At 63.9% G+C, this 16,230-nt stretch carries 21 protein-coding genes; 15 read left to right on the top strand and 6 right to left on the bottom strand.

Features of this window, described 5'->3' with window-relative positions; all coding sequences use genetic code 11:
- Positions 1-20: 20 nt before the first annotated feature.
- Entirely contained in the window at positions 21-2,042 is a 2,022-nt protein-coding gene (locus D6B98_RS28075; RefSeq protein WP_126260271.1) for a YgiQ family radical SAM protein, read from the top strand.
- Positions 2,043-2,158: 116 nt separating this feature from the next.
- Here D6B98_RS28075 and D6B98_RS28070 read toward each other — a convergent pair whose 3' ends face one another.
- Entirely contained in the window at positions 2,159-2,452 is a 294-nt protein-coding gene (locus tag D6B98_RS28070; RefSeq protein ID WP_126260270.1) for a DUF718 domain-containing protein, read from the bottom strand.
- 348 nt (positions 2,453-2,800) lie between these two features.
- Here D6B98_RS28070 and D6B98_RS28065 point away from each other — a divergent pair, with 348 nt between their 5' ends.
- The 3 genes from D6B98_RS28065 to D6B98_RS28055 all read left to right on the top strand — a co-directional run bounded on the left by D6B98_RS28065 (position 2,801) and on the right by D6B98_RS28055 (position 5,540).
- Positions 2,801-3,259: an Rrf2 family transcriptional regulator gene (locus D6B98_RS28065; protein ID WP_126260269.1), complete on the top strand. Its 459-nt coding sequence runs from the start codon at positions 2,801-2,803 to the stop codon at positions 3,257-3,259.
- Between the two features lie 28 nt (positions 3,260-3,287).
- Positions 3,288-3,971 (top strand): class I SAM-dependent methyltransferase, encoded by a 684-nt coding sequence (locus D6B98_RS28060; protein ID WP_126260268.1) that lies wholly within the window; start codon positions 3,288-3,290, stop codon positions 3,969-3,971.
- Between the two features lie 1,257 nt (positions 3,972-5,228).
- On the top strand, positions 5,229-5,540 hold the full coding sequence (locus D6B98_RS28055) for a hypothetical protein (protein WP_126260267.1): 312 nt from the start codon (positions 5,229-5,231) through the stop codon (positions 5,538-5,540).
- A 583-nt stretch (positions 5,541-6,123) separates the two neighbouring features.
- Here the strand turns inward: D6B98_RS28055 and D6B98_RS28045 are convergent.
- Both D6B98_RS28045 and D6B98_RS41730 read right to left on the bottom strand, forming a co-directional pair.
- A complete protein-coding gene (locus D6B98_RS28045; protein WP_126260382.1) occupies positions 6,124-7,308 on the bottom strand; it encodes an HWE histidine kinase domain-containing protein in 1,185 nt (394 codons plus the stop codon).
- 244 nt (positions 7,309-7,552) lie between these two features.
- A complete protein-coding gene (locus D6B98_RS41730; protein WP_349644827.1) occupies positions 7,553-7,945 on the bottom strand; it encodes a hypothetical protein in 393 nt (130 codons plus the stop codon).
- On the opposite strand from D6B98_RS41730, the gene D6B98_RS40155 reads away from it, so the two are divergent.
- The 5 genes from D6B98_RS40155 to D6B98_RS28020 all read left to right on the top strand — a co-directional run bounded on the left by D6B98_RS40155 (position 7,944) and on the right by D6B98_RS28020 (position 11,470).
- Complete coding sequence (locus D6B98_RS40155; protein WP_164718904.1) at positions 7,944-8,102, top strand: hypothetical protein; 159 nt, start codon at positions 7,944-7,946, stop codon at positions 8,100-8,102. The genes D6B98_RS41730 and D6B98_RS40155 overlap by 2 nt on opposite strands.
- A 153-nt stretch (positions 8,103-8,255) precedes the next feature.
- Positions 8,256-8,720 carry a hypothetical protein gene (locus tag D6B98_RS28035; RefSeq protein ID WP_126260265.1) on the top strand — a complete coding sequence of 155 codons (465 nt, stop codon included), beginning with the start codon at positions 8,256-8,258 and terminating at the stop codon, positions 8,718-8,720.
- Between the two features lie 68 nt (positions 8,721-8,788).
- The gene (locus D6B98_RS28030) at positions 8,789-9,811 is read left to right on the top strand and encodes an LLM class flavin-dependent oxidoreductase (RefSeq protein ID WP_126260264.1); all 1,023 of its coding nucleotides are present in this window, start codon (positions 8,789-8,791) and stop codon (positions 9,809-9,811) included.
- A gap of 100 nt (positions 9,812-9,911) precedes the next feature.
- The gene (locus D6B98_RS28025) at positions 9,912-10,373 is read left to right on the top strand and encodes a DUF2846 domain-containing protein (protein WP_126260263.1); all 462 of its coding nucleotides are present in this window, start codon (positions 9,912-9,914) and stop codon (positions 10,371-10,373) included.
- A gap of 188 nt (positions 10,374-10,561) precedes the next feature.
- A complete protein-coding gene (locus D6B98_RS28020) occupies positions 10,562-11,470 on the top strand; it encodes a M48 family metallopeptidase (RefSeq protein ID WP_245481479.1) in 909 nt (302 codons plus the stop codon).
- A gap of 43 nt (positions 11,471-11,513) precedes the next feature.
- Here D6B98_RS28020 and D6B98_RS28015 read toward each other — a convergent pair whose 3' ends face one another.
- Positions 11,514-12,356, bottom strand: a complete 843-nt coding sequence (locus D6B98_RS28015; protein WP_126260262.1) for a hypothetical protein — start codon at positions 12,354-12,356, stop codon at positions 11,514-11,516.
- 224 nt (positions 12,357-12,580) lie between these two features.
- Here D6B98_RS28015 and D6B98_RS28010 point away from each other — a divergent pair, with 224 nt between their 5' ends.
- Positions 12,581-12,979 carry a VOC family protein gene (locus tag D6B98_RS28010; RefSeq protein WP_126260261.1) on the top strand — a complete coding sequence of 133 codons (399 nt, stop codon included), beginning with the start codon at positions 12,581-12,583 and terminating at the stop codon, positions 12,977-12,979.
- A 107-nt stretch (positions 12,980-13,086) separates the two neighbouring features.
- On the opposite strand, the gene D6B98_RS28005 is transcribed toward D6B98_RS28010, so the two are convergent.
- Positions 13,087-13,311, bottom strand: a complete 225-nt coding sequence (locus D6B98_RS28005) for a hypothetical protein (RefSeq protein ID WP_126260260.1) — start codon at positions 13,309-13,311, stop codon at positions 13,087-13,089.
- Here D6B98_RS28005 and D6B98_RS28000 point away from each other — a divergent pair.
- From D6B98_RS28000 to D6B98_RS27980, 5 genes are all read left to right on the top strand, one after another.
- Complete coding sequence (locus D6B98_RS28000; protein ID WP_126260259.1) at positions 13,298-13,642, top strand: DUF1236 domain-containing protein; 345 nt, start codon at positions 13,298-13,300, stop codon at positions 13,640-13,642. The genes D6B98_RS28005 and D6B98_RS28000 overlap by 14 nt on opposite strands.
- A 72-nt stretch (positions 13,643-13,714) precedes the next feature.
- Complete coding sequence (locus D6B98_RS27995; RefSeq protein WP_126260258.1) at positions 13,715-14,119, top strand: hypothetical protein; 405 nt, start codon at positions 13,715-13,717, stop codon at positions 14,117-14,119.
- A gap of 225 nt (positions 14,120-14,344) precedes the next feature.
- Positions 14,345-14,848, top strand: coding sequence for a hypothetical protein (locus tag D6B98_RS27990; protein ID WP_126260257.1), 504 nt, complete (start codon positions 14,345-14,347; stop codon positions 14,846-14,848).
- Between the two features lie 58 nt (positions 14,849-14,906).
- Entirely contained in the window at positions 14,907-15,260 is a 354-nt protein-coding gene (locus D6B98_RS27985) for a hypothetical protein (protein ID WP_126260256.1), read from the top strand.
- Between the two features lie 22 nt (positions 15,261-15,282).
- The gene (locus tag D6B98_RS27980; RefSeq protein WP_126260255.1) at positions 15,283-15,711 is read left to right on the top strand and encodes a hypothetical protein; all 429 of its coding nucleotides are present in this window, start codon (positions 15,283-15,285) and stop codon (positions 15,709-15,711) included.
- A 57-nt stretch (positions 15,712-15,768) separates the two neighbouring features.
- Here the strand turns inward: D6B98_RS27980 and D6B98_RS27975 are convergent, their stop codons facing one another.
- Positions 15,769-16,227 (bottom strand): hypothetical protein, encoded by a 459-nt coding sequence (locus tag D6B98_RS27975; protein ID WP_126260254.1) that lies wholly within the window; start codon positions 16,225-16,227, stop codon positions 15,769-15,771.
- Positions 16,228-16,230: the final 3 nt, after the last annotated feature.

Genomic DNA, 16,230 nt, shown 5'->3' with positions numbered 1-16,230 from the left:
GAGTCCTATGCGTATCCGCCATGGACACCCAGATCGCCACCGCCGCAAAGCCCCTGATGGCCCAGGCCCAACCGCGCAAGCCGGCGCCGTTCCTCCCCATGAGCCGCGCCGAGATGGATGCGCTCGGCTGGGACGCCTGCGATATCGTGCTGGTGACGGGCGATGCTTACGTCGACCATCCGAGCTTCGGCATGGCGATCATCGGCCGCCTGCTGGAGGCGCAAGGCTTTCGGGTCGGCATCATCTCGCAGCCCGATTGGCACTCGGCCGAGCCGTTCAAGGCGTTGGGCAAGCCAAAGGTGTTCTTCGGCGTCACCGGCGGCAACATGGATTCCATGGTCAACCGCTACACCGCGGATCGGCGCCTGCGCCATGACGACGCCTATACGGCCGGCGGCGAAGGCGGCAAGCGGCCGGACCGCTGCACCGTCGTCTACGCCCAGCGCTGCCGCGAGGCGTTCAAGGACGTAGCCGTAGTGCTCGGCGGCATCGAGGCTTCGCTGCGCCGGATCGCGCATTACGACTATTGGTCCGACAAGGTGCGCCGCTCGGTGCTGGCCGACGCCAAGGCCGATCTGTTGCTCTACGGCAATGCCGAGCGCGCCGTGGTCGAAGTCGCGCAGCGGCTCGCCGCCGGCGAAGCGCCGCGCGCGCTCGACGACATCAGGGGCGTCGCGCTGTTCCGCAAGGTGCCGGAGGATTACACCGAGCTGCACGCCGACGATCTCGATTCCGCCGACGAGGGCGCGACGCGCCAGAAGGGCGCGACCGTGATCCGGCTGCCGGCGCTGGAGCAGGTCGAGCAGGACCGCGAGGCCTATGCGCGGGCCTCACGCGTGCTGCATCGGGAGAGCAATCCCGGCAATGCGCGGCCGCTGGTGCAGCGTCACGGCGACCGCGATCTCTGGCTCAACCCGCCGCCGATCCCGCTGACCAGCGACGAGATGGATGCGGTCTACGACCTGCCCTACGCGCGCGCGCCGCATCCCTCCTATGGCGATGCCAAGATTCCCGCCTGGGAGATGATCAAGTTCTCGGTCACGATCATGCGTGGCTGCTTCGGCGGCTGCACCTTCTGCTCGATCACCGAGCACGAGGGCCGCATCATCCAGAACCGCTCCGAGGGTTCTATTCTTCGCGAGATCGAGAAGATCCGCGACAAGACGCCCGGCTTCACCGGCGTGATCTCCGACATCGGCGGCCCCACCGCCAACATGTACCGGATGGCGTGCAAGGACCCCAAGGTCGAGGCGGCGTGCCGGCGACCGTCCTGCGTCTTCCCCGAGATCTGCCCGAACCTCAATACCTCGCATGACGACCTCATCCGGCTTTATCGCAAGGTGCGCGAGACCAAGGGCATCAAGAAGGTGATGGTCGCTTCCGGCGTGCGCTACGACCTCGCGGTCGAGAGCCCGGAATACATCAAGGAGCTCGTCACCCATCACGTCGGCGGCTATTTGAAGATCGCGCCTGAGCATACCGAGCGCGGCCCGCTCGACAAGATGATGAAGCCGGGCATCGGTGCCTACAACAAGTTCAAGCGGATGTTCGACGAGGCGGCGGAGCGGGCCGGCAAGAAATATTACCTGATCCCCTATTTCATCGCGGCGCATCCGGGCACGACCGACGAGGACATGATGAACCTCGCGCTCTGGCTCAAGAAGAACCGTTATCGCGCCGATCAGGTGCAGACCTTCCTGCCCTCGCCGATGGCGACGGCGACCGCGATGTACCACACCGGCGTCAATCCCCTGCGTGGCGTGCGCCACGGCGGCAGCGACAAGGTCGAGGCCATCAAGGGCCTGCGCCAGCGCCGCCTGCACAAGGCCTTCCTGCGCTACCACGACCCCGACAATTGGCCGGTGCTGCGCGAGGCCCTGATCGAGATGGGCCGCCGCGATCTGATCGGCTCGCAGCCCCACCAGCTCGTGCCGGCACACCAGCCACCCGGCACCGGCAAGGCCGCCGGCACGCGGCGGCCAGTGCGCCCCGGCGACAAGACGCAGAAGTTCACGACCAAGGGCGTGCGGGTGATGAAGTAGCGGTTGGCTCGCCTCCTAAAGCGCGATGCGATGAGGATGAATCGTCATCGCGCTTTAGGTTATTGTCCAAGCATGATCTTTTCGGAAAACCGCTGCGCACTTTTCCGGATCATGCTTTAAAGAGCCAGCACGACCTCGCCCGACACGGCGTCGGTTACGCCGCGTCCGTTGCCCTGGTCTTCGAGCACCGACCTGAAGCTGTCGAGGGTCTTGATCATCGCGGGACGCGCCGCGGCCATCGCATCCTGACTGGCCCAGGTGCCGATCAGACAGTAGGTCTGCTCGCCGGTCTTGACGATGACGCCATGCTCGAGGCCGGGCCATCTGGCCTTGCCGTTGCGATGCGCGTCGAGGAAGGCGGCCTCCTCGCCCTGCTTCACCTTGAACTTCACCACGTTGTAAACCTGCATGACGCGCCTCCGAAAAATGGACTGATGAAAACGGGCGCCGTGTGAGGGACAGGACGAAAAGTCCATGCCTCGCCCCGACCGAATGTTGCCTCTCGCGCATGGGGCCGTCACCGTGACAAATCAGCATGCCAGGCCGCCGCCGATGCTTGAGGCCCGCCAAGACAACAAATTGCGAAAACAACCCCATGCACTGTAGGCCGAGCCAGCAGGATCAATGACTTAGGGCTCGCCCAACGCGACTGATGTGCCGAACAAGAGCCTGTTGCTTCGTCGGGCAAAACACGGCGCACCGCGCTGCCGCCCCGAGCCTGGTTGACTTCCCCACCATCATGTAACATATGAAGTTACATGAAACGAGACAGCCGATTATCCGGCGTGCTGCATGTCCTCTTGCACATGGCGCAGCAGCCTGGGCCGTTCACGTCCGAGACCCTGGCGAAAGCCATGGACACCAACCCCGTGGTGATCCGACGTATCATGGCGGGCCTGAGGGAGCTTGGTTACGTGCGCTCGGAGAAGGGCCACGGCGGCGGCTGGACGCTTGCCTGCGATCTTTCGAAGGTGACGCTGCGCGACGTCTATGCCGCGCTCGGCAGTCCCTCGCTGCTGGCGATGGGCAACCGGACCGAGGCGCCCGGCTGCCTGGTCGAGCAGGCCGTCAATGCCGCGCTCGATCAGGCCTTTGGCGCTGCCGAGGCGTTGCTGCTGGCGCGCCTCGGCGAGGTGACGCTGAAAATGCTGGGCGAGGATCTGCGCAAGCGCCTCGGCTCCCGCAAGCCTCACGGCATGAGCGCGCATCACGCCTAGCGCGCACGATCCGGCAAGGACACACACCATGACCGACATTCAAGCCATGTTCTCCGATCCGCAAGCCGTGGCGAACTACACCGAAGGGCCGCCGCGCTTCGTGCCCGGCTACAACGCCATGCTGTCGATGGCGGCGATCCTGCTGGCCGAGCGCGCACGTGAGGATGCGCGCATCCTCGTGCTCGGCGCCGGCGGGGGTCTCGAATTGAGAATGTTTGCGCAGGCGCAGCCGCGCTGGAGCTTCGACGGCGTAGACCCCTCCGCTGCGATGTTGGCGCTCGCCGGGCAAACCCTGGGACCGCTCGCATCGCGCGCGCGCCTGCATCAAGGTTACATCGACGATGCGCCGGAAGGACCATTTGACGGCGCCACCTGCCTGCTCACCCTGCACTTCGTCGATATCGCGGAGCGGCGCCGCATTGCTTCGGAAATCCGCCGCCGCCTCAAACCGCGCGCGCCCTTCGTGGTCGCGCATTTGAGCGCGCCCGATGGCGACGAGGAACGCGCGCGATGGCTGTCGCGCTATTCCGCGTTCCTGGCCTTCTCCGGCGTCGAGCCCGACAAGGCGGCAGCCGCGCGAGACGCCGTCACCCATCATCTGGAGATCCTCACGCCGGCCGAGGACGAGGCCATCCTGCGCGAGGCCGGCTTTGCCGAGCCCGCCCTGTTCTATACCGGCTTCACCTTCCGCGGCTGGGTCGCCTACGCGTGAGGCGGCACGGCTTCGTTAACCCGGCCGGGCATCATGAAACTGGTTGCGTCAGGGGCTCGGCCATGACGAAGGGAGACGGACGTTCGTGATGCCAGGGATGTGACCAATCGTGAGACCGCCATGTGTTGGAACGCCGGGGCTGGGCGCCAAGTAACCAAGCGAAGAACTTGGAGAAATAGCCATGCGATTCATTCTGGCCTTGAGTCTTCTGATCACCTTGGGCGGCGTTGCCGACGCGGCACAGCCGCATCACGGGCACCGGCGGAACACCATTGTTCATTCCCATCAGAGCGTGATCGCGCTGGGTCCCACTTCAGGTTTCGCCTACGCAGCACCTCGGCCGACGCACCAAGGCGCCCCGGTCTACCCTGGCGCGACTGAGCCGTATTATGGTGCTTCTCAGGGTTACGCGCCTGGCGAAAAGGAGCGGTTTCTCCGCAGTCTGTTCAGCCCATGATGAGCGGCCGGGAGGCTCATTGCCGCCCGCGTCTGGCGACACCTCGTTGGGAAGCTGCTGAGATGAACCCGCAGCTTCCCCTTCTTCAAATCACAGGGCGAGGATCTTGGTTACCGTCGGGTCGGATCGTTGGACCCGCCAGGACGGATGGTCTGAGGGCCGCCCTGCCCGGCACTACCCGCGCTATTCCCGCTGGTACCCGCGCTGGATCCTGCGGCTGCGCCGCCCGTTGCACCACCGCCCGCCCCCGTTCCGGCCGCGCCGCTCGTTCCGCTACCCGAACCGTCGCCGGTTCCTCCGGCTCCCGCGCTCGCACCCCCGCCGGCCGCTCCTCCTGCGCCCCCTGCACCGCCGGCCTGCGCATGGGCGAAACCGATCGACGCGCCGGCAAGCAACGCACACATGGCCACTGAGAAGATTGTCTTTCGCATGGTTCAAACTCCGGTTGACGATGACATGCCAATCAAAGCCGCGTGCAAACGTTCCTGTGAGATTCGTCGCAGGATTCCGCAAGACATGAGCGCCTTTCTCGCAGCGTAAACAGGCCGGAGCGAGAACGCTTAGGCGATGAATGCAATGCAGGATGCATTGCGCGATCCGATGCACCTGGTGAAGCGAAGCGGCGAGAGCTTGCGTCGGGGCATGAACCGATTGCGAGCGCCTTCTGCGGCGAGAGGCCGCCGAGCGTAGCGAGCACATCCATTCCGCGGAGGAGTTTCTTCCTGCGCTCGCGGAACCATCGTTCCGCGAGTCTATTGGCTCACTGACACAAGCTTCTTTCTTCTTTTGGGAGATACATCATGAGAATTCTCACAGTTCTAGCAGCCGCAGCCAGTACGCTTATCGTGACCGCGGCATCGGCAGCCCCGCTTTCCCTCGGCACACCGCCCACGCCGGAAAACAGCCTTCAGAATGTTCGCATGGTCTGCAACGAGGACGGTCGGTGCTGGCGCCAACGTAGCGAAAGGCGCGTCATCATCCGCGAAGGGCGCGATGCCTACGGATATGCACCACGTGAGCGCTACATCGAGCGGCGTGGCTATGGCTATGAAGACCGCGGCGGCGTCGGCATCCGCGCTCCCGGCGTGAGCGTCGGGATCGGCACCTACTGAGAGACGAAGTGAGCCGATGCACGAGGTCGCGGAGCAATCCGCGGCCTTTTTTGTGGATTCTCGGGCGATCGGCCAGCGATAACGCGCCGAAAAGCCGATGCATGGACAGCATCGCGCACCTAAATCGTCGCGCTGCTCTGGCTATTCCGGGCATGGAACGCCATATCAACGATATCACCGCACGCCCCTCGGCTATTATCGGTGACTGAGAGCGTCAGGCTCCCGCCGCGACCAAGAGGCGGTCAACATGTCACGAATCTCCCCGTCCATCATCAACGAGTGGCTCGTTCCGCCCGTGCTGCGACCGATCTATTTCGTGCTGCCGATCGCCTTTGCGATGCTGCTTCAATGGTAGATCACCTGGACGGACCCGCACCATCTGCTCAGGCCGACAAACGGCGCCGCCGGGCGGCGCCGGCTCAGCCGTCCCTGGCGTGCAAGCTGGACGTCAAGGCATCGGACGCTCGCGACAGAGCCCGGAACATGCCGCTCGGCGAGGAGCGTGCAGAGGCGACGCAACAGGCTATGATCCTCGAGAACGCCGCCTACATGCTCAGGCAATTCGGCACGCGGGCCAGCTGACTCACGCGACCGCGGCGATCGAGCCGAGCGGCACGTCCAGGGCGTAAACGAATCCGCCCCGCTCATATGCAAGGCTCACCTGCCCGGTCAGTTGCTGGCCCAGAGACCCCATCATCCGGGTGCCGAAGCTCCGCCGTGTGGGCGGCTCGACCGGGGGACCGCCCCTTTCAGTCCAGACCAGGCGAAGCCTCTGCTTCGACTCATCGATCGCCCACGAAATCTCGACGCGGCCTGTCGGGACGGACAGCGCGCCGAACTTGGTGGTGTTGGTGCAGAGTTCGTTGAACGTCATCGCAAGCGCAATGACGGCGACGGAGGTAATCCTGATATCCGGTCCATTGAAGTGGAAGCGTCTGCCGCCCTGACTGTCGTAGGGCTCCGTTGCGCTGCTCAGCGTGTGGGTCAGGCTCGCATCGGCCCAACTTACCTGCATCAGCAGATCATGGGCTCGCCCCAATGCGAGCAGCCTGCCCTCCATGGCCTTCTGTCCGTGCTCGATGCTCGGCGCTCCGCGAAAACTCTGGGATGCGATCGCACTCACCATGGCAAGCGTATTCTTGACGCGATGATGAAGCTCGCCGAGGATCAGCTTCTGCAATTTGTCGGCGGCACTTCGCTGCTCGGCATCGATGCCGGCCTGAATGATCAGGGCCCGCGCATCGATCTCGGCCTGTTCGAGCAGCAAGCGAAGGCTGTCGTTCTCGGCAGACAGGGAAGCCTCCTGCTCCGACCGGGAGGGGGAGGCGCGCGCCGCGTCGGACGCGCCATCGAGCGTCCAGTCGCCTGCCGTCGGAACGATCTGCAAAGCACCCGCGCCCACCATGGTCTTGAGCTCGGTGATCATTTGCTCGACACTGAGCGGTTTACCGAAAAATCTGCTGTTCGCCGGCCGTTCCGCCTCGGACGGCTTGACCTGGCCGGACACCAGAATGATCTTGATCGAGGGCCAGCGCTCGTGCACCGCATGGGCGAGCTTGAGGCCATCGATACTTCCCGGCATTTGAATGTCGGTCAGCAGCAGTGAGATGTCCGATCGGGACTCCAGAACCGAGATTGCCTCGTCGGCATTGATCGCCTCGATGGGACAGAGCCCGGCATCCTCCACGATGTCGACCGCACGCATCCGCAGGATCATCTCGTCCTCGACGATGAGAACGTTCGGCACCTGGATTGGCTCTATCGACATGGGGATCTCGCTCTCACTCGGTGGGCCGAGGGAGTCTCGGCACCCGCGAATGCTCGTAAACCGATTGCCCCGGACCGACGCCGCGCCCATTGCTGCGCTTTTCGAGCGAAGAAGGCCAGCCAATTCGCCGCGTCTGCGGTGCCTCGTCTCAGTGCGATTGTCCGATGCCGACCAGGCTGGTTTGGACGGGAAGAGCTGGGGCCTGGGCTGATCCCGCAGGCGAGCGGATTGAACGAGGACCGAACTATCGCCGGGCAGTCACGAGGCGAGCTTCCTGAATCTTCGTTCCAGAGCCGGCGTGTCGCAAACAGGACGTGGAAAAGTCCGGCCAGACCTGTGCCGAGCAATCCGGGAAAGCTGCTCGGATTTCGAGTCGGTCGCCTTTGGCCAGCGCCACGAGCTCGTCCGCCTGCACTTTTGGAGCAAAAGGCGGCAAAGCGATCACCGCCGCTCCGAGAAGCATGAAGATCGCGAGGGATGACAGGGATCTCACCATTTTGCTCTGCTGACTTCTGTCTTCAATCCCGCCACGGTCGAGGATCCGCCAGGACAACAACCATAACGAGATATCGTTCCACGCAATAGATTTGAACCATTGGCCCTGCCAATCGTCTTCCTCCCTGGAGGAAGAACACATGATGGAAGACCAACTCGCCCGCCAAGAGCAGGTCGCTTTTCGTTTGGAGCAATCCAGGCGCCTGCTGCGAGGCGCGAAAGATCCCACGACCACGCAGCGCATTGGCAGGCTGATCGGTGACCTGGAGCGAGAGCAAGCGGAAGAAAACGAAAAGTAAGCCGCCGGCCGCGAACGCGCCCCCAACCGACATCTGATCACCGCCGTTAACCCTGTCGGCAAATGATTCGCCGCAGGGCCGCCAGCCGCCGGCAAAGCTGCCTTATTGGCGCGGAGAATGTTCAGCGGCGCTAACTGAGGTTAGAGGCGCGTTATGCTGAGAATGGCGTTGTTGGGCCTCGTCATCCTGTTGAGCGTGGGAATGCTCTCGGCAATGGAACTGAGCGCCCCACCGCGTCGCGCGGTCGCGATCGTTCAGCCGCCTGCCGAGCAGAGCGCGCGCATCTCTGCTTCGCATGATGCGCTGGCGAAGGCCGATCGCCTCGAAATTGCAGCTACGGGCGGCGCGATGCCGGCGGAGGCAGCTTCGGGCGAAAGCCCCGTTGCTCCCCAAGACGTCCGTGTCGGTTCATCCGCGCCGGCACCGATTGTCCGTCCTCGGCACGATGTTAAGTCGAAGGCGACCGTCGAACGTCCCAAGCCGAAGCCAAAGGTGACCGTCGTCAAGCGAACAGCCAATGTTCAGCGTGCAAGAGCCGCCGGCGATACCGAGCCCTGTCGGCTCAAGGCGTTCGGCGGCTTGCTCAAGGCGCTGAATTTGACCGGGTGCGAGATCTGACGGCTCCACAGGCATTTTCCCTATTCTGGCGTCTCGCAAACTCTTCCGATCATCCCTAAATTGCCCGCATGAAAAAGATCGGATTCCTCTCCTTCGGGCACTGGACGCCCTCGCCGCAATCGCAAACCCGCTCCGCCAGCGACACGCTGCTGCAATCGATCGAGCTTGCCGTCGCGGCCGAGCAGTTAGGGGCCGACGGCGCCTATTTCCGCGTGCATCATTTCGCCCGGCAGCTCGCGTCGCCCTTTCCATTGCTCGCGGCGGTCGGCGCCAAGACGAGCCGCATCGAGATCGGCACGGCCGTGATCGACATGCGCTACGAGAACCCGCTCTACATGGTGGAGGACGCCGGAAGCGCCGACCTCATCGCCGGCGGCCGGCTGCAACTCGGCATCAGCCGCGGCTCACCCGAGCAGGTGATCGACGGTTGGCGCTACTTCGGTTATCGCCCGGCCGAAGGCCAGAGCGATGCCGATATGGGGCGGCGCCATGCCGAGGTGTTCCTCGACCTCTTGCGCGGCGAAGGATTTGCCGAGCCCAATCCGCGGCCGATGTTTCCGAACCCGCCGGGCCTGTTGCGCCTGGAGCCGCATGCGCAGGGCCTGCGCGAGCGGATCTGGTGGGGCGCCGGCTCGAACGCGACGGCGATGTGGGCGGCCAAGCTCGGCATGAACCTGCAGAGCTCGACGCTGAAGAACGACGAGACCGGCGAAGCCTTCCACGTGCAGCAGGCGGCGCAAATCCGCAGCTTTCGCGCGGCGTGGAAGGAAGCCGGCCACGCCCGCGAGCCCCGCGTCTCCGTCAGCCGCAGCATCTTCGCGCTGATGAACGATCGCGACCGCGCCTATTTCGGCGCCGAGCGCGGCGGCGAGGACCAGATCGGCTTCATCGATCCGCAGACCCGCGCGATCTTCGGCCGGAGCTATGCGGCGGAGCCGGACGTGCTGGTCGAGCAGTTGCGGCAGGACGAAGCGATCGCGGAGGCGGACACGCTGCTGTTGACGATCCCGAACCAGCTCGGCGTCGATTACTGCGCGCATGCGATCGAGGCTATCCTGAAGCACGTCGCGCCGGCGCTGGGGTGGCGGTGACATGAGCTGGCGCGGCACGACCAGAAGTCGCGATTGACTTCGCGCACCACCCCCGCCAATGATCCCCCCGGGGACTGTTGGACTGAATCAGGGGGTTGGAATGGGCTTGCGTCCGGGGATCTTCGTTGCGGCTTTCTTGCTTGCGGGGTGTGCGTCAGGGCCGATGGGCAGCACGGCTCTGACAGATAACGTCAAGGCAAATAATGCGCGGCTGGTGGTCTATCGCTCATCCGCCCTGGGTTTCGCGATCCAGCCAAGCTATTCGGTCGACGGACGCTCCGTTGGAGGCAGTCAGGCTGCGGGTTTCCTGGCCTGCGACCTGCCTCCGGGCCGCCACGAGGTTGCGGTCAATAATCTTCCGCTGAGCAGCAATCTGTTCGGGCAGGGAAGCGAGAAGGTGAGCGTCGATCTGCGCGCCGGCAGCACCACCTATCTCTCCGCCCAGCCGCAGATGGGAATCATCACGCCCGGTGCAATCACGTTGATTCAGGTCACGGAAAGCCAGGGCCGTGCCGACGTCGCCAGCTTGCATCAGAGCAACAGCTCGTGCGGCAAGGCATGATCTGAGGCGCTGCGCTGCCGACACGCGGATGAAACGCCTCGTCCTGCAAATCATCCTCCGCCTTGGCCGCTATGCGGTCCTTCCCGTCGTCGCGCTGGCCTGCACGATCCTCGCCAGCTGGCTTATGATCATGGACCGGTACACGATTGCGGCGCTGGCCACGGCACCGATCGTGTTCACAATCCTTCATGGCCGCGATGGCTCTCGCCATCGGGCTCCTGTTCCTGCCTTCGCGCAAGCATCGCAGCTTCGAGGCCGACGAGGAGACTGCCCCGGGGCTATGGGCGGTATGGAAGGAGCTCGATCGCAGCTTTGTCCGATCGAACCGCACTCTGCTGGTCGACACCGATTTCAACGCTTCGATCTCGGAAACGAGCCGGTATGCCGGATTGTTCGGGCAGCACGTCACGATGACCGTTGGTCTGCCATTGTTGATGATCCTGGATCAGCGGGCGGTTCGTGCCGTTATCGCTCATGAAGTGGCGCACGCCCGGCTTCGGCACACTTCGGGAGGCACCAACCTCGCGGATTTCATGACGGCAGCGGAGAACGTTTTCTTCTACGCCGATCCGGAGCAGACCGTTACCGGATATATTGTCCGCATCCTCCTCCATTCCCTGCTCGAAAGGCTCGAGAAGGAATACCGCGCGTTGTCGCGGGAGAACGAGCTTGCCGCCGATCTCGAAGCGGCCGAGCAGGTTGGACGCGGGGAGATGGCACGCGCGCTGGTGATGGTGGAGGTTTTTGGAACACGTCTGACCGATCTCATATTCGCCCCGCTGCAGAAGGAGGTGCTCGGCGCAATCAAGGCGCCATCACCGCCGTTCGCGCGAATCTCGGATCAGATCGCAACCATAAGAGCGCCCGGCCCCATGACCGCCGCCAGTCTGGGCCGCGAGCACGATCCCGACTCCACGCATCCGCCTTTGGGCCAGCGACTGGCGAGCCTCGAATACACCGACATATCCGACGTCGGCGAGGTGCAAGCGTCCGCAATTGACCAGCTTCTCTCACCAAACGCTGCCAACGAACTCGCCTTGCGATTCGATGAGGAATGGCGGAAGAAGGTCCAGGATTGGGTCAGCGTCGGCAGATGAACGTGCGGGCCGGGGGATGCGGCCCGTCGTGATTTCCAGTTGCTCAGACCATAGCTGCAACTTTCGGAAAGAGGTGGCTGAGCACACCGATGTCGATGCCATCCGCGCCGCGCCACCAGATGACCGGATAGGCCCAGTCATTGGTGTGATCGGCAGGCCGGTCCCGAAGCGCGTCCGGCGTAAAGGCCTGCAGAAAGCCGCTGCGGCCCGCCGGTTTGAGGACGCCGCAATAGCCGAGAATCTGGATGAGGACGCATCGCTCGGCGCGGTTCGACTTGATCACCTTGCCGATACGCTTTTCCAGCTCATTCGGCCTCGCGTCCGGAGTGAGGCCGGAGGCAATGTCGATGATCTCTGCCAGAATCGAACAATCCTGCTCTGTCGGCTCGACCAAATCAGCCTTTTCGAACTGTGTCAGGTCGAACCAGCAGTACAGGGGATCGACGTGACGAATGCCGCCCCATTTCCATCTCTCGAAGCTCAGCATGTTGAGATCCTCTTGCTCGGGGTTCGCATAACCGTAGCGGCCGCAGATGCGGCAGTGCAGCCGACCGCTGGGCACTCGACGAGCTGTCTGTTCGAGAAGGCCATGAAGAGGAAACTGCGCGGCACAGGAGAAGCTGCCCAGCGCCGAGCGCAACTCGAGCCGGCGGGTGCTGAGGCTGGCCAGGAAGGCGTCGGCGACTTTTTCCAGATTCATGCGGGCACGAACGGAAACGAGCTGCGCAACGATGTCGTCATGCGTCACGGTGACGGAATCGAACATGAAACCGGCTTGACGGGCATGTTCGAAATCCGCCCGACCGACCGCCTCGTCCCGCTTCCAGCCCCGTGGCGACCAATAGGCATCGAGAAGTATCTGAAGGGCTTTCTTGTCGTAAGGCACGAGCCATCTCCTACCCATGCCGTCGCGGTTCAGGCGCAAATCGGCGACCGTTGGATTGCCTGCTCTTTTAACTCAGTAAGAGCCTAGTCAGAACACAATTGCGACCTCGTGCTTGGGAGGGCCCGGCCGATTGGCGCGACCTTCGGCGATCGCGCGACTGAACTCATGTCGTGCTATCCTGGTCTTCCAGACGGCGAGATTGCCGCCATTCGCAGGGCCGCGCGATGAATCAGCATCTATCCCTCGTCAGTCTCGTGGTCGCGGACTATGACGAAGCGATTGCCTTCTTCACGCATGCTCTGAATTTCGAGCTTTGCGAGGACACGCCGCTCGGTGGCGGCAAGCGCTGGGTGGTCGTGCGGCCGCGGGGCCAACTTGGTTCTGGCCTGCTCCTGGCGCGGGCGGACGGTCCGGCGCAGAAGTCGCGCATCGGCGACCAGACCGGCGGGCGCGTCTTCCTGTTTCTGGAAACGGATGATTTCGAGCGCGACCATGCGCGCATGATCGCCGCCGGCGTGCGTTTCGTCGCGGCGCCACGGCATGAGGCCTATAGCATCGTGGCAGTTTTCGAGGATCTCTGCGGCAACCGCTGGGACCTGATCCAATCAATCAAACGCAGTTGATTGACGAGCGGCCGCTGCCTGCCTCGCCGCTTCGCGCCGGCGCCGCGCACCGACCCATCTTGCAGCCGCCGCGGCTTCCTTCCTCACCGAAGCCGGGGCCTTCGCATTCAGTGCAGGTGGCCGATGAGATAAATGCCGCCGCCGACGATCAGGATGGCGGGCACGGCCCAGAGAATCAATATCGGCATTTTCCTCTCTCCAATCAGCTGCTCCCGAAACGCAACGGGATAAAACGGCAAACGTTCCGCCGCGAACGGAACTGGCTGGCTGATGGCGAGTTCATCGCAGCGCCGCATACAGCGGCGAGGGAGAATGCGTATGAAAAGATTCATGCTGATATCGGCCGCTGCTCTGCTCGTGTCGACCAGCGCGATGGCGCAGACCACAGTGACCACGACGACCGGCGCCGGGCATGGCGCAACCGTGCAGATCGAACCGGAATATCGCACCAAGATCCGGTCCTACATCACCGAACGCAAGATCCGCCCGGTCGAAACGCGCGAGAAGATCGTGGTTGGCTCGCCGGTGCCGCGCGACGTCGAACTCGCGGCCGTTCCGAGCGACTGGGGCCCGTCGCTCACCAAATATCGTTACGTCTATTCGGGCAGCCACGTGATGCTGGTCGATCCCGAGACCCGCATGGTCGTCCAGCAGGTGGACTAACGCCGCCGCGGCGGGCCGTGGAGGAGCGGCCCGCCGTGCATTTCCAATTGCTTCATTGCCCGGTGGCGCCCGATGCCGATCGTTCGATATGTCATGTTTGCGAGCTGCTTCATCCTGGCTTTGCTGTTCGCACTCGATCGCTCTCTGCCACCGCTCGTCGAGCTTTCTACAGGGCCCGATGTCGATCGCAGCATCATTCGCATCCACTCAGCGCGCGCCTTGCCCGAGAAGATCGTCTTCGACACGTCCACTCAGATCGCGACCGCCGTCTCCTCCCCCTTGCTCGCGACCGAGCGGCAAGCCGATCATGCCAGCCAAGCGTTCGCGATGGCGACGCCGGAGAAGCCGGACATGAAAATCATGGCCGTATCTCAGCCCAACGCTGTTCGCGCAACCAGCCTTCGCTCGAAGCGGACAGCGCGTACGGAGTCTTCACACCGGTTCAACGATCGTCAGGTGATGGTCGGGGCGTTCTGACAGAAGCAGGACTCGGTAGAGGGCGCACAACGCGCACACTCGCAGTCACGCACATGAACAATGAATGAATGAAAGCGATGCCTGGCCCTCGCGCCGAGGAACTTCGCATGGCTGCTGATTCATTGCGTCAGCATGTCCGACATGAGGAACGTTTGCGCGATTGCCAATTTATCCCGAGCCTGATTTGGCAATCTGTTTTTGGAAAACACCCTGGAGGAGACAGAGATGAGGATCCTGAAACTTTCTGCGGCTGCGGCCGCGCTGCTCGCCGGAACGGCGCTCGCCGTGGCGCAATCGAGCTCGACGATCGGCACCGGCGGTTCGTCGGCCGGCGGCGGCACCAGCAGCTCGACGGTCGGTACCGGCGGCTCTTCCGCCGGCGGCAGCGGGTCGGGATCTGCCTCGACGCTCGGCACCGGCGGCTCGTCGGCCGGCGGCGGCACCAGCAGCTCGACCGTGGGCACCGGCGGCTCGGCGGCCGGCAGCGGCTCGGGCAGCGGCTCGGCCTCGACGCTCGGCACCGGTGGCTCATCGGCCGGCGGCGGCAAGAGCTCGTCCAGCGTCGGCACCGGCGGCTCGGCCGCAGGCAGTGGCTCGACCGTTGGTCAATCGGGCGCGTCGAAGTCGCCCGGCATGGGCGACGGCAAGTCCGGCAGCCATGCCAGCGACATGGGCATGGAAAAGGGCAAGGGCCACAACAAGGACGAGTGGAAGAAGGACAAGAACTAGTCCGATCCCGGGAGCGGCCACGTGCCGCTCCCTTTGTCCATGTTGAGGAGGAGCCGCAATGAACAAGTCAATCGTTGCGATCATGGCGCTGACCTTGATGGGTAGCGCTGCATTGGCAGAAACTATGGAAAAGACCGGCAAGACGGCATCGGGCGAGACCTGCAAGGTCACGGTGGTGAAGCACGCGGACGGCAGCATCAGCGCGGCCGGCTCGTCGGGTTCGAGCACGACCGGATCGACGGCGTCGAGCGGTTCGCTGTCGAGCTCGAGCTCGGCCGGCGGATCGTCCGTGCATGTGCAGGCGGGCGGCGGCAGCGTCTCGAGCTCCTCGTCGACGTCGGGCGGTCCTGGCACCACCAGCGCCAGCACCATCACCGTCAACGGCTGCACGATCTCGACCTCGTCACCTTAAGATACATCGAGAGGATTGAAACATGAGGACTTTGCTTACGACCTCGGCGGTCGCAGTGCTGCTTGCCGCCGCTTCACCGGCACTCGCCCAGAAAAGTATCACCGGCGGAAGCGCCGGCTCGGCCGCGGCGGACGGCACCTCGGCCTCGACGGTTGGCACCGGTGGTACGTCCACCTCGGCGACGGGCAGCACCGGCTCGTCGATCGCGGCCGGCGGTAGCGCCGCAGCCGTGAACGGCAAGACGCGGACCGGCGTCAGCATGAACAAGGGCAACGGGCCGGTGATGAATTCCAACGCCCGCGCGCAGGCCCATGAGGGCGGCACGTTCAGCCGCTCGCACACGCGGACCAAGGTCAAGGCCGGCGAACAGGTCGGTTCGACCACCAAGACGATGTCGCACGTGCCCGGCTCGAAGCCGACCATGTCGACCACGTCGACGACCGCACGGTAGAACAACCTCACCACCTGCCGCCCGAGCCTGCCCGGGCGGCGCTGGTCCTGCATCCGCTTAGTCGGCGCGCAGGCTGTGGCTGATCCGTGTGACGATGCGATCCCATTGCCGCTTCTCGGCCGCGGGATAATTGATCAGCACGCAGTGCACGTAGCCGCGAGAAAAGTTGCAACGGTTGTACCAGATCTTGTCGCGCTTGATGCTGGAGACCACGAAGAATCTCGGCGTGATCCGCTTGTAGATGATCCCGGACGGCGGATCCTTCCTGGCGAGGAACTCAGCGGGCGGAAGACCCTCCCGGTTGGAAACGGCCTGGACGGTGAGATCGGCCCTGCCGTCGGAAGTGCGAAATTGCTGGCCGTAACCATCGGGCTTGCCGGCTATCTCCGTGAAAACCGAGACGGGAACGTCGACCGAGGTTCTTGTCTCGGGAATCCGATAGCTCGTCCAGCTGTCTGCATTCGCGTCAGAAAGCATCACAGACAGCGCAATGGCGGCAACAGGGATCGTCTTCATGTC

This window comes from Bradyrhizobium sp. LVM 105, assembly GCF_003957705.1.
GTDB lineage: Bacteria > Pseudomonadota > Alphaproteobacteria > Rhizobiales > Xanthobacteraceae > Bradyrhizobium > Bradyrhizobium frederickii.
The sequence above is the reverse complement of the archived record's forward strand: the minus strand, read 5'-3'. Positions and strand labels throughout refer to the sequence as shown.

What these genes read in the sequence shown, in the direction of transcription:
- D6B98_RS28075 (WP_126260271.1), top strand. Translation starts at nt 21, where the DNA reads ATGGACACCCAGATCGCCACCGCCGCAAAGCCCCTGATGGCCCAGGCC.
- D6B98_RS28070 (WP_126260270.1), bottom strand. Translation starts at nt 2,452, where the DNA reads ATGCAGGTTTACAACGTGGTGAAGTTCAAGGTGAAGCAGGGCGAGGAG.
- D6B98_RS28065 (WP_126260269.1), top strand. Translation starts at nt 2,801, where the DNA reads ATGAAACGAGACAGCCGATTATCCGGCGTGCTGCATGTCCTCTTGCAC.
- D6B98_RS28060 (WP_126260268.1), top strand. Translation starts at nt 3,288, where the DNA reads ATGACCGACATTCAAGCCATGTTCTCCGATCCGCAAGCCGTGGCGAAC.
- D6B98_RS28055 (WP_126260267.1), top strand. Translation starts at nt 5,229, where the DNA reads ATGAGAATTCTCACAGTTCTAGCAGCCGCAGCCAGTACGCTTATCGTG.
- D6B98_RS28045 (WP_126260382.1), bottom strand. Translation starts at nt 7,308, where the DNA reads ATGTCGATAGAGCCAATCCAGGTGCCGAACGTTCTCATCGTCGAGGAC.
- D6B98_RS40155 (WP_164718904.1), top strand. Translation starts at nt 7,944, where the DNA reads ATGATGGAAGACCAACTCGCCCGCCAAGAGCAGGTCGCTTTTCGTTTG.
- D6B98_RS41730 (WP_349644827.1), bottom strand. Translation starts at nt 7,945, where the DNA reads ATGTGTTCTTCCTCCAGGGAGGAAGACGATTGGCAGGGCCAATGGTTC.
- D6B98_RS28035 (WP_126260265.1), top strand. Translation starts at nt 8,256, where the DNA reads ATGCTGAGAATGGCGTTGTTGGGCCTCGTCATCCTGTTGAGCGTGGGA.
- D6B98_RS28030 (WP_126260264.1), top strand. Translation starts at nt 8,789, where the DNA reads ATGAAAAAGATCGGATTCCTCTCCTTCGGGCACTGGACGCCCTCGCCG.
- D6B98_RS28025 (WP_126260263.1), top strand. Translation starts at nt 9,912, where the DNA reads ATGGGCTTGCGTCCGGGGATCTTCGTTGCGGCTTTCTTGCTTGCGGGG.
- D6B98_RS28020 (WP_245481479.1), top strand. Translation starts at nt 10,562, where the DNA reads ATGGCCGCGATGGCTCTCGCCATCGGGCTCCTGTTCCTGCCTTCGCGC.
- D6B98_RS28010 (WP_126260261.1), top strand. Translation starts at nt 12,581, where the DNA reads ATGAATCAGCATCTATCCCTCGTCAGTCTCGTGGTCGCGGACTATGAC.
- D6B98_RS28000 (WP_126260259.1), top strand. Translation starts at nt 13,298, where the DNA reads ATGAAAAGATTCATGCTGATATCGGCCGCTGCTCTGCTCGTGTCGACC.
- D6B98_RS28005 (WP_126260260.1), bottom strand. Translation starts at nt 13,311, where the DNA reads ATGAATCTTTTCATACGCATTCTCCCTCGCCGCTGTATGCGGCGCTGC.
- D6B98_RS27995 (WP_126260258.1), top strand. Translation starts at nt 13,715, where the DNA reads ATGCCGATCGTTCGATATGTCATGTTTGCGAGCTGCTTCATCCTGGCT.
- D6B98_RS27990 (WP_126260257.1), top strand. Translation starts at nt 14,345, where the DNA reads ATGAGGATCCTGAAACTTTCTGCGGCTGCGGCCGCGCTGCTCGCCGGA.
- D6B98_RS27985 (WP_126260256.1), top strand. Translation starts at nt 14,907, where the DNA reads ATGAACAAGTCAATCGTTGCGATCATGGCGCTGACCTTGATGGGTAGC.
- D6B98_RS27980 (WP_126260255.1), top strand. Translation starts at nt 15,283, where the DNA reads ATGAGGACTTTGCTTACGACCTCGGCGGTCGCAGTGCTGCTTGCCGCC.
- D6B98_RS27975 (WP_126260254.1), bottom strand. Translation starts at nt 16,227, where the DNA reads ATGAAGACGATCCCTGTTGCCGCCATTGCGCTGTCTGTGATGCTTTCT.